Raw genomic sequence first — 14,348 nt, forward strand, 5'->3', positions numbered from 1 at the left:
GGGCATGCGAGCTCTCCTGTCCTTCCTCGCCGCGCGGCGGCAGGCCGTCGGGCGCAAGCGCGTGCTGCCGCTGCTGGGCCTGCTCGTGCTCGGCCTGCCGGCGGCCGCCGCCGAGCCCAGCTACCGCCGCGAAGTGCTGCAGGCCGTCCAGGCCGCGCAGGAACAGCTCGGCGCCAAGCGCCCGGCCGAGGCCCTGCAGCAGCTGGCCGCGGTGCGCACCCGCGAGGACCTGAACCCCGACGAGCGCCTGCTCACCGAGCGCCTGGCCGGCGTGGCCGCCCTGCAGGCCCAGCAGCCGCGCGAGGCCCTGAGCGCCCTGGAGCGGGTGATCGCCATGCCGCAGCTGCCGGTCGCCGACCGCCCGGCCATCCTGGATGCGCTCAGCAGCGCCAGCGCCCGCGCCCAGGATGCGCCGCGCACCGAGCGCTGGGCCCGTGCCTGCCTGGACGCCGGCTGCCCGCCCGAGCGCCTGCGCCCCCTGCTGCTGCAGGCCCTGGCCGTGCAGGGCAAGCATGCCGAGCTGCTGCAGGCCTTCCGCGCCGAGCTGGCCGAGCCGGCCCGCCTGCGCGCCCTGGCCGAGCCCGAGCTGCGCATGATCGGCGCCAGCCAGGCCGCGCTGAAGGACCACGCCGGCTACATCCAGACCCTGCAGGCCCTGCTGGCCCGCGCACCCAGCCGCGCCTACTGGGGCGATCTGCTGCTGCGCCTGCCCGGCCAGCCCGGCTTCAACCCGCGGCTGGAGCTGGATGTCTACCGCCTGATGCTCGACACCGACACGCTCGAAGAGCTGCCCGAATACCTCGACATGGCCCGCCTGGCCCTGAAGGCCGGCCTGCCGGCCGAGGCCGTGAGCGTGCTGGAGCGCGCCCGCGCCAAGGGCCTGGCCCTGGACGCGCCGGCCGCGGCCTTGCTCAAGCAGGCCAGCCAGCGCAGCCGCGAGGACGAGCAGGCCCTGCCCGAGCTGCAGAAGGCCGCCCGCGACGCCGACGGCTGGGCCCAGCTCGCGCTGCTGCACTTCGCGGCCGGCCGCTGGAGCGAGGCCCAGGCCGCCTGGACCCGCGCCTTCGCCGCCGGCACGCCGCGCCATGCGGAAGAAGCCCGCCTGCACCAGGGCATCGCCCTGCTGCGCAGCGGCCAGGCCGCGGCGGCGCGCGAGCTGCTGGGCAAGGTGGGTGGCGATCCGGCGACGCTGGCGCGGCTCTGGCTGCTGCGGCTGCCGGCCTCCTGAGGCCGTCGAGGGGCATGATGTAATGAATCGACACCTCCCCGTCCCGCATGGCCCGATCCGATCCCGAGAAGCGCCGCGTCCAGATGATGGACATCGCCCGGCTGGCCGGCGTGTCCGCCGCCACCGTGTCACGCGCCCTGAATGGCAGCCCGCTGATCAATGCCGAGACCCGGCAGCGCATCGTCGAGCTGGCCAACTCGCTGAACTACTCGATCAACGCCAGCGCCAAGCGCCTGCGCCAGGGCTACAACAAGACGATCGGGGTCGTCATCCCCTACCAGCGCAAGACGCGCCAGCACATCTCCGACCCCTTCTTCCTCGGCATGCTCGGCACCCTGGCCGATGCGTTGACGGACCGCGGCCACGACATGCTGCTCTCGCGCGTCGACACCGAGCGGCTGGAGGACCTGGCCGAGATCTACAGCACCGGCCGCGCCAGCGCCGTGGCGGTGATCGGCCAGTGGGACCAGCACGATCCGCTGAATGCGCTGGCCGTGCGCGGCGTGCCCTTCGTCGTCTGGGGTGCGCACCTGCCCAATCAGCTCTATTGCACGGTGGGCACCGACAACGCCCGCGGCGGCCGCATCGCCACCGAACACCTGCTGGCCCTCGGCCGCCGGCGCCTGGCCTTCATGGGTGACATCCACATGCCCGAAGCCGCCCAGCGCTACGAAGGCCATTGCGACGCCCTGCGCGACGCCGGCCTGGAGCCCGACCCCGCCCTGCTCATCCCCACCTCCTTCAAGGGCGACGATGCGCAGCTCGCGATGCGCAAGTTCCTCGCACGCCGCAAGCGCATCGACGGCCTCTTCGCCGCCAGCGACCTGATCGCCCTCAACGCCATGGGCGTGCTGATGGCCCAGGGCCAGCGCGTGCCGCAGGACGTCAGCGTGGTCGGTTACGACGACATCGAAGCCGCCTCCTACGGCCACCTGCCGCTGACCACCGTGCGCCAGCCGCTGGACCTGGCCGGCCGCGAGATGGTCGATTGCCTGCTGCAGGCCGCCCAGGGCCAGCGGCCGGCCTCGCGCGTGCTGGAGACGACGCTGCAGGCCCGCGCCTCGACCGCCCCGCTCGACCCTGCCCCCTGAGGCCCCCGCCGTGTCCGACCTGTTTCCCGCCGTCGCCTTCGCCGGCGAGGCCCTGATCGACCTCATCCGCCGCGAGGACGGGGCCTATGCCCCCTGTCTCGGCGGCTCGGTCTACAACCAGGCCCGCACCCTGGCCCGCCAGGGCCTGCGCAGCCACTACCTGAACCCCCTGTCGGCCGATGCCTTCGGCCGCGCGCTGGCCGGGCAGCTCGCCGCCGACGGCGTGCAGGCCGCCGACCCGCAGCCGCGCCTGGCCCCGACCGCCCTGGCCGTGGTCGACCCGGGCACCGGCGGCGGCCCGCCGCGCTATGCCTTCTACCGCGAGGGCGTGGCCGATCGCGACACCCGTGCCGAGGCCCTGATCGCCGCCTGCGCCCGCCTGCCCGGCCTGGCCCTGGTCGCCTGCGGCGGCCTGGCCCTGGACCCGCGCGATGCCCGCCTCTACCTGCCCTGGCTGGACGCCCAGCGCGCCGCCGGCCGGCAGGTGGCCCTGGACGTGAACATGCGCCCCCAGGTCATGCCCGACCTGCCCGCCTACCGCGCCCAGGCCCTGGCCGCGCTGGCCCGCGCCGACCTGGCCAAAGTCAGCGACGAGGACTTGCAGCACCTCGGCCTGCCCGGCGACACGCCGCAGGCCCAGGCCGCCGCGCTTTTCGCGCAGGCCCCGGCGCTTCGCCTGCTGGCCCTCACCCTCGGCCCCGAGGGCGCCTGCCTGCTCGACCGCGGGGGCCTGATCGCCCGCTGGCGCGAGCCGCGTGCGCTGCAGGTGGCCGACACCGTGGGCGCGGGCGACTGCTTCTTCGCCGGCCTGATCGCCCAGGCCCTGCGCCTGGGCCTGATCGGCCCGGCCGGCCTGCGCCTGCCGCAGGCCGAGGAGGGCCTGGCCCTGCTGCGCCATGCGGTGGCGGCCGCCAGCCTCTGCGTGCAGCAGCGCGGCTGCGTGCCGCCGGACTGGGACGCCACCTGCGCCTGGCGCGACGGCGCCTGAGGCGCGCACCGCGCGTCGGCGGCTCAGTCCGCCTGCGGATCGCCGAAGCGCGCGACGAAGGCGTCGAGGAAGCGCGGCGAGGCGCTCAGGCTCAGCGCCAGGTGCTGCCAGCCGCCGGGCTCCTCGCGCTGGCTCAGGGCCTGGTCCCAGTCGGCACCGTCCTCCACCGGGCCGGGGCCTTCGGGGAAGGCTTCGGCCGCCCAGGCCAGCACGCCGGCCGCCTCGGTGGCGATGGCGGCGGCCTCGGCCGGGTCGCGGCTCGCGGCCTCGGCCTCCAGGCCCAGCACGCCGTCGCTGCCCTCGCTCAGGCTGAAGACCAGCCAGCGCAGCGCTGGCCCCGGGCTCAACGCGAGCCCTCGCGGTAGGGCTCCACCCGCGGCGCCTCCAGGCCGTAGCCGCTGGCGCCCAGGGCCGAATCCTGGCGGCGCAGCTTCAGCGTGCCGCTGACCCAGACGGCATCCATGCTGCGCAGGGCCTGCGGCTTGGCCAGCACCACGTGCAGGATCTGGTTGGCCGGCGGCGGCGGGCTGTGGATGCAGGCGCCGAAATAGGGCACCAGCAGGAATTCGCGCACCTGGCGGCCGCTCACCTCCAGCGGCACCACGTAGCCGGGCAGGCGGATCGGCGCACCGTCCAGCTCGCTGCGGGTGGGGGCGTTGTCCCAGGCGCTGCGCAGCTCGCGCATCAGCTCCAGCTCGCGCGCATCGCCTTCGCGGATCAGGCCCAGGTCGCGGCCTTCGAAGAGCTTGCCCGGGTCCCAGTCCTTGGGCACCAGGGCCTCCCAGGCCGTCACCTTCTCGGCCGCCGCAGCCGGCGGCGAGGCCGCCAGGCCGAGGGTGGCGGCCAGCAGCAGGGCGGCCAGCGCGCGGAGCGCGGGCAGGGACAACAGCTTCATGCAGAGCCTCCAGGGGACAGGCCATCGGCCAGGGCGAGACGGTAGGCGCGCCAGCCGGGCAGCAGGCTGGCGAGGGTGCCGGCCAGCAGTACGGCGGCCAGCCAGCCCAGCTCGGCCGCCGCGGGCGCGCGCAGCGGCAGGCTCAGGCCCAGCCGGCTTTCGAGCAGCGGCCCGAAGGCCCACAGGCCGAGCTGCGCGGCCAGCAGGCCCAGCAGCGCGCCGGCGGCGGTCACCAGCGCGCCTTCCAGCAGCAGCAGGGCCAGCACCTGCGGCGGGCCGGCGCCCACCGAGCGCAGCACGGCCAGTTCCTGCCGGCGCGCGTCCAGGCCGGTGGCCACCACCGCCACCAGGCCGGCCAGGCTGACCGCGGCGACCAGCGCGCCCATCGCCACCAGCGCACGCTCGACGCCGGCCACCGCCGTCCACAGCTCGTCCAGGGCCACGCCGGGCAGCACGGCCAGCAGCGGCTCGTCGCGGAAATCGGCGATGCGGCGCTGCATGCCGAACACGGCGCTGCGGGATTTCAGGCCGACCAGGGCCGCCGTCACCGCGCGCGGTTGCAAGTCCTCCGCCGTCAGGGCGCGGGCCGGCGCGGCCGGCCGGCCCGGCAGGCGGTAGCCGAGCAGGCCGCCGGCGTGCATCGCCTCCAGCGTCTCCAGGCTGACATGCACCGCGCGGTCCACCGGCGTGCCGGTGCGGGCCAGCACGCCGACCACGCGCACCGGCTGGTCGGCATGGTCCTCGCCCTCGATCTCGCCCGCGCCATGGCGCAGCACCAGGGCCTGGCCCAGGCCGGCCTGCAGGCGCTCGGCCACCTCGGCACCCAGCACCGCCTCGTGCAGGCCGGCGAAGGCCCGGCCGCTGGCCAGTTCCAGCGCGCGCTGCTCGCCATGGCGCACATGGCGGAAATAGTCCGGCGTGGTGCCGACCACCGGGAAGCCGCGGTGGCTGTCGCCCAGCGAGATCGGCACCACCCAGGCCACCGCCGGGTCGGCGGCCAGGGCCTGCACGCTGCGCCAGCGGATGGTGTTCGTCGGGCTGCCGAGGTGGAAGACGCTGTAGAGCAGCAACTGCACGCTGCCCGTGCGCGCGCCGACGATCAGGTCGGTGCCCGAGATCGACTGCGTGAAGCCCTCGCGCAGCGCCACCCGGCCGCGCTCGACCGCGAGCAGCAGGAAGGTGGCCAGCGCGATCGAGGCCAGCACCAGCCCCAGGCCGAAGCGCCTGTGCCAGGCGCTGGCGCGCGCCAGGCGCAGCAGGCCGCCGCCGCTCATGCGCCGGCCTCCGGCAAGGCCGCGGCCTGCAGGTCCAGCACGCGCGGGAAGTGCGGCGCCAGGCGCGGATCGTGGCTGACGAAGAGCAGCGCGGCCTGCGCGGCCTCGCAGACGCCGATCAGCAGGGCCATGAACAGGTCGCGGCGGCGCTCGTCCAGGGCCGAGGTGGGCTCGTCGGCAATCACCAGCTCGGGCCGGCCGATCAGCGCGCGTGCCGCCGCCACCCGTTGTTGCTGGCCCACCGACAGGCGGGCGGCGGGGCGGGCCCACAGCGCCGGGTCCAGGTCCAGCCGGCGCAGCAGGGCCTCGGCCTCGGCGCGCGGCGCCTCGCGGCCCGGGCCGCAGCGCGCCGCCCGGCGGGCCGAGAAGCGGCAGGGCAGCAGCACGTTCTCGATCACGCTCAAGTAAGGCAGCAGGTTCAGGCGCTGGAAGATGTAGCCGATGTGGTCGGCGCGGCGCCGGTCGCGTGCGCCGGCCGACAGGCCGGCCCAGTCCTGCCCCAGCAGCTTCACGCAGCCCGGCGCGGCCGGCAGCACGCCGGCGGCCAGCGAGAGCAGGGTGGTCTTGCCGCTGCCGCTGTCGCCGCGCAGCAGCAGGCGATCGCCGGCCGCCAGCCGCAGCGCGGGCAGGTCGATCAGGTCTTGGTCGGCGCCGGGCCAGCGGTGGCGCAGGCCCTGCACCGCCAGCACCGGGCCGCTCGGCTGCGTCTCGCTCATTGCGGCCAGCTCAGCGTGTCGGCCGGGCGCTTGAGCTTGTGCAGGGCCTGGCCGCGCGGGCCGGCCACGGCCGCGTCGATGCGGGCGATGCGCCGGAAGTCGGCGAACAGCCGGTGCTTCAGGCCGCGCAGGGCCTGCGGCTGCGCGCACTGGTAGCGGTAGTCGGCGACCAGCTCGGCATGGTCGGCCCCGGCCGCGCCGCCTTCCAGCACCGGCGCTTGCACCGTGGCCGCCGCCAGCGTGCAGCCGGCTGCGGCGCTGGGCTCGAACAGCGCGCCCGGCGCACGCAGGCTGCGCAGCAGCTCGGCCGCGGCCTGGCGCTCGGCCGCCGTGCGCGGCGCGCGCTCGAAGCCGATCAGGTCGTCCAGCGGCGCACGCAGGCCCAGGCTGAGCTCGGCCCCGTCGATCGCCACCTCCAGTGTCACCACGCCGTGCTGGTGGGCGCCGGGGGCGGCCTGGGCCGGGAGCAGGGCGCAGGGCAGGATCAGGGTAAGCAGCAGGGCGGCACGCGGCATGGCTTCGGTCGACGGGATCGGGCAGGTGCGATCCGGCGGGTCGGTGCAGGTTCACCGCAGCGTATCAGCGCCCGAAGCTGTCGTCGTGCGCGTCGCGGACCGCGTTCGCGCGATCGACCTGCCCACGGGCCTGGGCCTCCAGCGCGCGCTGGCGCTTCTGCCTGCTCCTGGGCCTTTTCAAGCGGCGCGCGCAAGTCTTCGAACTGCTTGTCGAGCTTCCCTTGACGCCCCTGCTTCTCGTCAGCGCCCTTGTCGGCATGGCGTTCGTCGAATTTCGATTGCAGCGCAGCGATCTTGTCGTCGAGCGCCTGCTTTTTCTGCTCGTACTTCTCATCGAGGGCCGAGAGGGTCTGGCCCAGCGCCGGATCCAGGTCGACCCGCCGGATCTCGTCGAGCAGCGCGTTCTCCCGCTCGACGTCCTTCGGGTTCACATGCGCATCGGCCAGCATGCCGTCCGCGTTCTTGTACGCGTTGCGCAGCGGGCCCACGCTCTGCGCGAACATCCACAGCCGCAGGCCGTACTTGCGGCCGATGTTGAGCGCCTTGTCGACCGGCGGCAGGTCCTTCAGGCGCGGCAGCTCGTCGAGCATGATCAGGATGGGTGCCGCGCCGCGCGCCGGCACCTTGTCGCCGGTCAGCATGCGGATGTGCTGGCCGATGAACACGCGCAGCAGCGAAAGGTAGGACTCCACCGCATTCGGCGGCACGACGATGTAGATGGTCGGCCGGCTTCCACTGCGCAGATCGTCGGGGCTCCAGTCGGAGCGGTCCGTGATGCGTGCCCCCTTGGTGCAAGGCTCGTGGCGAGAACGTGGGGCGCTGCGGCCGGTCCCCGGGTCGCAGGGGGCTGTCGATCGGGCGACCCGCGAGCTGCTGCCTCACGCGGGGGGCGTCCGGGTCGCCCGGGCCCCGGTCCGCTACCGCCGGGCCAGCGTGGCCGAGGGGGATTCGCCGAACCGGCGTCGGTAGCTGCTCGCGAGCATGCCCAGGTTGATGTAGCCCCAGGTGGCGGCGATGTCGCAGACCCTGGTGCCCGCCGGCGCGATCATCAGCTCCGCCCGCACGCCGCTGAGCCGCACCTCGCGCAGCGCCTCCATCGGGGTGCAGCCGCGGTGTTCGCGGAAGGCTGCGTTCAGGGTGCGAACGCTGACATGCGCGCTCTGCGCCAGTTCGCTCAGCGTCGGGGCATCGCGTCCGTGGTCGCGCATGTACTGCTCGGCGGCCAGGACATGCTTGGGTGCCACGCGGTGCTGGGTGGGCTGCTGGGGATGGGTCAGCTGGTTCCGCCACAGGGTCAGCAGGTGGACGCCCAGCATCTCCTCGAGGCGGCGCCCGAGGGGGCCGTGTTCGACCGCCTCCGGCATTTCCGTGATGCAGCGGCACACGAAGGACAGCAGGTCGATCCAGCTCGACTGGGTTCCTCCGAAGCGGAAGGTCTTCGTCCACATGCGCTCGTCCGCGGGCAGGCCGAACCACCGCTCGTGCAGGGCGGCCATCGCGTCGTGCCGGAAGGTGAGGTTCAGCTGGAGGTGGTTCGGATCGGCGTCGAGGCAGTAGTAGGTTCGGGAGTTGTCGACGAGGAACGCTTCGCCGATGCCGGTGTCGAGGTATTCCCGGCCGCTGGACCAGTGCCGAATCGCGCCTTTCAGGGTGGTCAGTACCATGCCGGTCCCGGCCTCGGCGGAGAAGTCCGTCAGGTGGACGGGAACCCCGTAGCTGAATCGACTGACCGTGAAGTGCCCGATCCGGATGACGTCAAGCACCGAGTTCGGCGAGCGCACGCACCCCACCGGCGTCGTCGTGTATGGCATGTAGACCTGCTGGCACCAGTGCTGCACGGCGTCCCAGTCGGTCGAGGCCACCAGGCGGTAGCGCGTGCTCGGCGCACCGCTGGCGTCCTGCACCAGGACGTTGCGAATTGCTTCCATGTTGTCGGTCTCCTCGCGCCGCGCCGACGCCGCCTCCGGGGACGTGCCCCGTCGACGCTGCGCCCATGCGTGGTGCCCCAGCGATGCTAATGCGCGGCCGCCCGGCCCGGGGGCCGGGCGGGTCGCCGCCTCGATCCGCGGATCAGGCCGGCAGGGCCAGCAGCTCCCGCAGGTTCAGATCGACCTGGGCGATCGCGTCGGCATCGGTGCCGAAGAGGCCGAGGTGGCCGTCGACGGTGGTGATCGGCCGGAACGCGCTGTTGGGGATCAGCACCTGCTCGGCCAGGCAGTCCGACGGGGGGAAGAACATGTCGGTGCTGAAGGGCATCACGAAGACCTTGGCCTTGATGCGGCCCAGCGCCGCGGCCTTGTCGCCGCCGGTGAGGAGGCTGACGTCGCCCCGCTGCCACTTCCACGCCATGGCCAGCAGGTTGTTGGGGTCCATCGGCGCGAAGTAGGGAATCATGAAGCCGTCGACGAAGGCGCGCAGGGAGTCGAAGCCCAGGGCCCGATGGCGGTTCAGGCGGAAGAACTCCGTGCTCCAGCCCATCACCGTCCACATCTTGGCGTGGCGGCCCAGGCCCGCGGCCACGTCCTCCGGCAGGTCGTAGCGCCCGGCGTCGAAACCGGGGTCGCTGCTCAGGGCGTCCTTCAGGGTCTTGGTGAACAGGAAATCGTGCTCGGTGTTGCAGGCAGTGCCTGCGAGCGGGGCGGCCCGCTTCACCATATCGGGGTAACGCACGGCCCACTCGTAGGTCTGCTGCGCCCCCATCGACCCGCCGACGACCAGGGCCAGGCTGCGGATGCCGAAGTGCTCGGTCAGCAGGCGGTGCTGGGCCCGGACGTCATCGCTGATCCGCACCTTCGGAAAGTTGGGTCCGCCCAGGGCGCCGCCGATGTTGTGCGGCGAGGTCGACAGGCCGTTGCCGATCTGGTTGACGATGACGATGAAGTACTTCGACGGATCCAGGGCATGGTCCGGGCCGACGTAGACCTGCTCCATGATCTTGCTGGTGCCCGAGTACCAGGTCGGGATCAGGATCGCGTTGCTCTTGTCCGCATTCAGTGTGCCGAAGGTGGCGACGGCCAGTTCGCAGTTCGGCAGGACGCCGCCCTCGGCCAGCTCCAGGCGGCCGATGCTGATCCGCTCGTAGGGGCCGTGCACCGCCTGCGTGTAGTACGGGTTCACCAGCGGCAGCAGCTCGTCGGAGCCCGAATCGCCGCCGCCGCAGCCCACGGTGAGCAGGCCGCCGGCCGCGGACACGGCCATGACGCTGCTGGTTTTCAGGAAGTTGCGGCGGGTGTAGGGAGTGGCCATTTTTTGTCTCCAATCTTGGTTTTGAGGTCAGGCGCGATCGGCGCAGGGCTGCGCAAGGCCCCAGAGGCCTTGCATCCAGCGACCGCCGATCCGCGGATCAGGCCGGCAGGGCCAGCAGCTCCCGCAGGTTCAGGTCGACCTGGGCGATCGCGTCGGCATCGGTGCCGAAGAGGCCGAGGTGGCCGTCGACGGTGGTGATCGGCCGGAACGCGCTGTTGGGGATCAACGCCTGCTCGGCCAGGCAGTCCGACGGGGGGAAGAACATGTCGGTGCTGAAGGGCATCACGAAGACCTTGGCCTTGATGCGGCCCAGCGCCGCGGCCTTGTCGCCCCCGGTGTGGAGGCTGACGTCACCCCGCTGCCACTTCCACGCCATGGCCAGCAGGTTGTTGGGGTCCATCGGCGCGAAGTACGGGACCATGAAGCCCTCCACGAAGGCGTCCGCGCTCGCGAAGCCCAGGGCCTGATGGCGGTTCAAGCGGAAGAACTCCGTGCTCCAGCCCATCACCGTCCACATCTCTGCATGGCGCCGCAGGCCGACAGCCACGTCCACGGCGGTGCCGTAGCGGCCGTCCCGGAAGCCGGGGTCGGTCGTGATCCCTTCCTCCAGCGTCTCGGTGAACAGGAAATCGTGCTCGGTGTTGCAGGCAGTGCCTGCGAGCGGGGCGGCCCGCTTCACCATGTCGGGGTAGCGCACGGCCCACTCGTAGGTCTGTTGCGCTCCCATCGAGCCCCCGACGACCAGGGCCAGGCTGGTGATGCCGAAGAACTCGGTCAGCAGACGATGCTGTGCGCGGACGTCATCGCTGATCCGCACCTTCGGGAAGTTGGGTCCGCCCAGGGTGCCGCCGATGTTGTGCGGCGAGGTCGACAGCCCGTTGCCGATCTGGTTGACGATGACGATGAAGTACTTCGACGGATCCAGGGCGTGGTCCGGGCCGACGTAGACCTGCTCCATGATCTTGCTGGTGCCCGAGTACCAGGTCGGGATCAGGATCGCGTTGCTCTTGTCCGCGTTCAGCGTGCCGCGCGTGGCCACCGCCAGCTCGCAGTTCTCGATCACCCCGCCCTCGGCCAGCTCGAGCCGGCCGATGTTGATCATGTGGTACGGCCCGTGGACCTCTTGCGAGTAGTAACTTGCCATGGTGTGTCTCCTTCCTTGTTGTCGAGCGGTCGCATGGCACGCGATGGACGCTCATCGATTCCTGGAGGCACTTTGGGTCCGGTCCTCGGCGGAGGCTGTCCGGATCTGGCAGGGGGATGTCTGGATCTGGCGGGAAGTTGGGTTGGGGTTGCGGGTGGTGCTGTGCGCCACAGAGCCACGGCATCCGGCACATCCTGATCGAGTCAGGCCGGCCCACGCAGAACGGCTACATCGAGAGCTTCAACGGGCGGTTCCGCGACGAGTGCCTGAACGAGCACTGGTTCCAGACGCTGCGCCAGGCACGTACGGAGATAGCCAACTGGCGGCGCGACTACAACGAGGTGAGGCCAAGCCAGCCGCGCAGCCAGACCTTCGCATCGGAACCTGAGCGAAAGATCGCTGCAGAGGAGCTGACGTAGAGCAGATTCAGCGAGCGGAGGAGCTTGCCGCTTTCGGTGACATCTGATCCCTCTGCGTATCTGCCGTCGTGACCATGCCGGCATTGGCAGCCGAAACCGGCGCACTTGGCTTGACAGATGAAGCCGGCGATTGAGGCGCGGGGTTCGACGACGCCGCGGAAACTCCAGATGCTGGATTCGAAGGGGCGGCGACAGGTATTCCGGTCACACTGGCCCAGGCAAGCGGTGTCAATCGCGAATAGGCCCAGTGTGCCATTGCGAGGCCGCAAACCACCACGATGCTAATTACGCCCAAGATGACCTTCTGGCTAAAAACACGGCGAACAAGCGACGTGAAGGCATCCTCCAACGAGCCGGCGACCGCCTTGTACTCACGCTCCAGTTGCAACTTCTGCCGCTTGATCTCGCCCTCCAGCACCAGAAGCGTTTGGAACTGGTTGAACAGCAGCAGGAGTGTGAGGCCGACAAACACCCACGCCCCCAGCAGGACGGCGGTGTTCACTATGAACTCGGCTCCGAAGTCGGCCGACGGTTTCATCTGGGTGGCGACGATGATCGTGGCGATCGGGATGCCCAGCAATTGGTTCTGAACATCGGACAGGACCTTGTGAATCTTTCCGGCGAACTCGACGCGCGCCGCCTCAACCGTATCCTTCAGCTTTTCATAGGAAAATCCGGCGGCGTAAATTTTGTAGCCTTGGTCGTAGGCAGCACGCAGTTCTTTGGCGTGCGCGAGCAGGTAGGCGAATCGGTTTTGCGTCGGTTGAGCACGTACCAAGTCAGTGATTGCCGAGGCAAAGATTGCGGCGCACTGCTTCTTGTGCGTATCGGCAGGGATGAGGGTCGTGAGCGCCCTCACATCGTCCAGGTTCAGCTTGCGCAAATCGGTCACGGTGTAGTTGACCGGCAGGTCGAAGCGTCCGCCGCTGATGAACACAAGGTTCTGCTCAGGCGTATCCAGAAATCCCGCGGCTTCCTTCAGCGCCTGCACGAGGCCAATGACGACCATGTATCGGCCTACGTCGGTCGCTTGATCGAGCAAGTCGTCGGAGGATTGCTTGGTATCCAGGACAAGGAATCTCGACTTAGCTCGTATGCGGTTGCCGGGTTCGTCCAGTAACTCGTCCAAATCCTTGGCTACCGATGCCCAGCCCGGCTTAGGATCGAAGGACAGCGTTACGGTCCGACCGATCACCACAGCGTTGACGCTCTCCACGACTTCCAAGCCGGTCCTGTCGTGCTCCTTCAAGCACAGCTCGACAGCAGTCCGGTCGGCCTCCGTCGCCACAAAAAAGCTGCCGCGAGTTGCACCCGGCATCGCCGGCGCGAAGCCTTTGGCAATGAGCGCGAGCGCCGTCCATACCAGGTCAGTCATCGTTCATCTCGGCTTGCAGTTCCGCTTTCAATGCATCGGGGAGATTGCGAAGCACCAGTTCGCCGCGCTCGGCAATGTACTCAGCGTGTCCTTTGCTGAGCGCGCGACGGTCCAGGGCTACTGTCCAGAACGGCGTCTTCCCATGAAACTTCAGCAGCTTCCTCAAGCTGCCACTGTCGGGCACAAAGCCGTCGCTGAGCTCGATTTCGTCGCTAGCCAAGGCCTGTTGTAGCTTCTTGGGTTCGGCCGGCCAGGCGAAGTTCGTCAATTCCTCAAGGCTGACGGGCTCCCGTGCCTTGCTGCGCTCAATGCAATAGCCGTGAGCGCGTCGCAGGAATTCATCGGTGGCCTGTTGGTCGAGGCCTTCACTATGAGCGAAGTCTTTCAGCCCTGTGACAAGGCGCTTAGTGTCCTCCGTGTCCTTAACCACCAGCCTGCAGCCAAGGAAGTACATGAAGTACTCGGCGACGTCACCGCGTGCCTTAAGGAAACCCACGTACCGGGTATGAGGATCGCCACTCAACCACGCCGAAAGATTGACGCGACCGGCGACCCGGACGTTCTCAAGGTCGATGTGCACGGCCTCTTCGATCTCAAGCGTCTTCTCGTTGACCGCGGTGCTCGCAACGTTGTTGATGATGGCTACAAGCAGCCAGTCATCACCCGTCTTCGACCGACCATGAACCATGAGTACGTAGCCGCCCTTGGACGCCGAAGCCTGCATCGCCTTCCCGGCCAGGACCTTCATGAGCTGCTTTGTCCCGTCGACAAAGCTGGTCTTGCGATCCTTAAACATGTCACGCAGCACCGGCGCGGTGGGATACGTCAGCTCATCGTCCTCAAACCGGCCATATCCTTTGCTGGCGCGATTGCCGTACAGGTCATTGATCTGGTCCACCAAACTCTGCACGGTCGGGGTCAGCTCAAGCTCAGCATCGCGAGTCTGCACCGTGGCCGGCTTGTGCGCATCCTTGCTCAGCTTGTGCAGCACTGCGGCGTGAATCGTGGTCATGTGAACTCCGAGGACGAATGTTGTCGGACCAAAGCCCTGACGAAATAAGGATAAGAGCTGTGTGGCTCAGTGCGTGAGCTACCTGGAATTTTTTACACCGCACAGGAGCCTGTGCTCCAGAGCGCGGCGGCGGGATTTTAGGCAGCCCTCCCTCGTAGCTGGGTGTTATTCACGACACATCGGCGCCGCAACCAGTCAATTGTGAACTGACTAAGCTTCGTGAATCGATATTGGCTCTTTCAGGCAGCCCGGGTGTCCCTGCAGCGCTTGCTCGGACGCCTGCCAAGGCTGCCGACTAGCGTGGCTGGATTTGGTTGGAACAGCTACTCAGCTGCTGAGCCGAGAACGACTGAGATCGCCTGAAGCTGTACCTTCCCCCCCCCCCGGACCGTGTCTCAGCAATTAATGCACTGTCCCGGACTTTGATGCGTTGTCTCAGACATTA

The 14,348-nt window shown here is 69.8% G+C and carries 14 protein-coding genes and 1 pseudogene; 4 read left to right on the forward strand and 11 right to left on the reverse strand.

Translation table 11 applies throughout. The features are described from left to right. The first annotated feature begins 4 nt into the window (after positions 1-4). The 3 genes from H4F90_RS09530 to H4F90_RS09540 are packed head-to-tail and all read left to right on the forward strand — an operon-like array spanning position 5 to position 3,307. Positions 5-1,228 carry a tetratricopeptide repeat protein gene (locus tag H4F90_RS09530; RefSeq protein ID WP_182663933.1) on the forward strand — a complete coding sequence of 408 codons (1,224 nt, stop codon included), beginning with the start codon at positions 5-7 and terminating at the stop codon, positions 1,226-1,228. Between the two features lie 47 nt (positions 1,229-1,275). Next, complete coding sequence (locus H4F90_RS09535; protein WP_235972138.1) at positions 1,276-2,319, forward strand: LacI family DNA-binding transcriptional regulator; 1,044 nt, start codon at positions 1,276-1,278, stop codon at positions 2,317-2,319. A gap of 10 nt (positions 2,320-2,329) precedes the next feature. Next, a complete protein-coding gene (locus tag H4F90_RS09540; RefSeq protein WP_328700885.1) occupies positions 2,330-3,307 on the forward strand; it encodes a PfkB family carbohydrate kinase in 978 nt (325 codons plus the stop codon). Positions 3,308-3,330: 23 nt separating this feature from the next. Here H4F90_RS09540 and H4F90_RS09545 read toward each other — a convergent pair whose 3' ends face one another. The 9 genes from H4F90_RS09545 to H4F90_RS09585 form a co-directional block, all read right to left on the reverse strand. Next, complete coding sequence (locus tag H4F90_RS09545) at positions 3,331-3,654, reverse strand: hypothetical protein (RefSeq protein ID WP_182663935.1); 324 nt, start codon at positions 3,652-3,654, stop codon at positions 3,331-3,333. After that, positions 3,651-4,202: a DUF3299 domain-containing protein gene (locus tag H4F90_RS09550; protein WP_182663937.1), complete on the reverse strand. Its 552-nt coding sequence runs from the start codon at positions 4,200-4,202 to the stop codon at positions 3,651-3,653. Before H4F90_RS09550 ends, H4F90_RS09545 begins: the two co-directional genes overlap by 4 nt. After that, positions 4,199-5,476: an ABC transporter permease gene (locus tag H4F90_RS09555; protein ID WP_182663939.1), complete on the reverse strand. Its 1,278-nt coding sequence runs from the start codon at positions 5,474-5,476 to the stop codon at positions 4,199-4,201. The genes H4F90_RS09550 and H4F90_RS09555 overlap by 4 nt, the downstream gene beginning before the upstream one ends. Further along, the gene (locus H4F90_RS09560; protein WP_182663941.1) at positions 5,473-6,192 is read right to left on the reverse strand and encodes an ABC transporter ATP-binding protein; all 720 of its coding nucleotides are present in this window, start codon (positions 6,190-6,192) and stop codon (positions 5,473-5,475) included. The genes H4F90_RS09555 and H4F90_RS09560 overlap by 4 nt, the downstream gene beginning before the upstream one ends. After that, positions 6,189-6,707: a ZrgA family zinc uptake protein gene (locus tag H4F90_RS09565; RefSeq protein ID WP_182663943.1), complete on the reverse strand. Its 519-nt coding sequence runs from the start codon at positions 6,705-6,707 to the stop codon at positions 6,189-6,191. The genes H4F90_RS09560 and H4F90_RS09565 overlap by 4 nt, the downstream gene beginning before the upstream one ends. Continuing rightward, positions 6,677-7,483 carry a type IV secretory system conjugative DNA transfer family protein gene (locus H4F90_RS09570; protein WP_182664492.1) on the reverse strand — a complete coding sequence of 269 codons (807 nt, stop codon included), beginning with the start codon at positions 7,481-7,483 and terminating at the stop codon, positions 6,677-6,679. The genes H4F90_RS09565 and H4F90_RS09570 overlap by 31 nt, the downstream gene beginning before the upstream one ends. A 141-nt stretch (positions 7,484-7,624) precedes the next feature. Beyond that, positions 7,625-8,635 carry an AraC family transcriptional regulator gene (locus tag H4F90_RS09575; RefSeq protein ID WP_182663945.1) on the reverse strand — a complete coding sequence of 337 codons (1,011 nt, stop codon included), beginning with the start codon at positions 8,633-8,635 and terminating at the stop codon, positions 7,625-7,627. 142 nt (positions 8,636-8,777) lie between these two features. Continuing rightward, positions 8,778-9,953, reverse strand: coding sequence for an alpha/beta fold hydrolase (locus tag H4F90_RS09580; RefSeq protein ID WP_182663948.1), 1,176 nt, complete (start codon positions 9,951-9,953; stop codon positions 8,778-8,780). A gap of 97 nt (positions 9,954-10,050) precedes the next feature. Then, on the reverse strand, positions 10,051-11,097 hold the full coding sequence (locus H4F90_RS09585; RefSeq protein ID WP_182663950.1) for an alpha/beta fold hydrolase: 1,047 nt from the start codon (positions 11,095-11,097) through the stop codon (positions 10,051-10,053). 173 nt (positions 11,098-11,270) lie between these two features. Between H4F90_RS09585 and H4F90_RS09590 the strand changes: the two are divergent. After that, positions 11,271-11,516: pseudogene (locus H4F90_RS09590) on the forward strand (integrase core domain-containing protein); the annotation flags it as partial. Between the two features lie 7 nt (positions 11,517-11,523). On the opposite strand, the gene H4F90_RS09595 reads toward H4F90_RS09590, so the two are convergent. Both H4F90_RS09595 and H4F90_RS09600 read right to left on the reverse strand, forming a co-directional pair. Further along, on the reverse strand, positions 11,524-12,891 hold the full coding sequence (locus H4F90_RS09595; protein ID WP_182663952.1) for a hypothetical protein: 1,368 nt from the start codon (positions 12,889-12,891) through the stop codon (positions 11,524-11,526). After that, the gene (locus H4F90_RS09600; protein ID WP_182663954.1) at positions 12,884-13,903 is read right to left on the reverse strand and encodes a nucleoid-associated protein; all 1,020 of its coding nucleotides are present in this window, start codon (positions 13,901-13,903) and stop codon (positions 12,884-12,886) included. The genes H4F90_RS09595 and H4F90_RS09600 overlap by 8 nt, the downstream gene beginning before the upstream one ends. Between the last annotated feature and the right edge of the window lie 445 nt (positions 13,904-14,348).

It is taken from the genome of Aquariibacter albus, assembly GCF_014145335.1.
Taxonomy (GTDB): Bacteria; Pseudomonadota; Gammaproteobacteria; order Burkholderiales; family Burkholderiaceae_C; genus Aquariibacter; species Aquariibacter albus.

Excerpts from the sequence above, each read along its gene's own strand:
- H4F90_RS09530 (WP_182663933.1), top strand. The coding sequence starts at position 5 with ATGCGAGCTCTCCTGTCCTTCCTCGCCGCGCGGCGGCAGGCCGTCGGG.
- H4F90_RS09535 (WP_235972138.1), top strand. The coding sequence starts at position 1,276 with ATGGCCCGATCCGATCCCGAGAAGCGCCGCGTCCAGATGATGGACATC.
- H4F90_RS09550 (WP_182663937.1), bottom strand. The coding sequence starts at position 4,202 with ATGAAGCTGTTGTCCCTGCCCGCGCTCCGCGCGCTGGCCGCCCTGCTG.
- H4F90_RS09555 (WP_182663939.1), bottom strand. The coding sequence starts at position 5,476 with ATGAGCGGCGGCGGCCTGCTGCGCCTGGCGCGCGCCAGCGCCTGGCAC.
- H4F90_RS09560 (WP_182663941.1), bottom strand. The coding sequence starts at position 6,192 with ATGAGCGAGACGCAGCCGAGCGGCCCGGTGCTGGCGGTGCAGGGCCTG.
- H4F90_RS09565 (WP_182663943.1), bottom strand. The coding sequence starts at position 6,707 with ATGCCGCGTGCCGCCCTGCTGCTTACCCTGATCCTGCCCTGCGCCCTG.
- H4F90_RS09575 (WP_182663945.1), bottom strand. The coding sequence starts at position 8,635 with ATGGAAGCAATTCGCAACGTCCTGGTGCAGGACGCCAGCGGTGCGCCG.
- H4F90_RS09580 (WP_182663948.1), bottom strand. The coding sequence starts at position 9,953 with ATGGCCACTCCCTACACCCGCCGCAACTTCCTGAAAACCAGCAGCGTC.
- H4F90_RS09585 (WP_182663950.1), bottom strand. The coding sequence starts at position 11,097 with ATGGCAAGTTACTACTCGCAAGAGGTCCACGGGCCGTACCACATGATC.
- H4F90_RS09595 (WP_182663952.1), bottom strand. The coding sequence starts at position 12,891 with ATGACTGACCTGGTATGGACGGCGCTCGCGCTCATTGCCAAAGGCTTC.
- H4F90_RS09600 (WP_182663954.1), bottom strand. The coding sequence starts at position 13,903 with ATGACCACGATTCACGCCGCAGTGCTGCACAAGCTGAGCAAGGATGCG.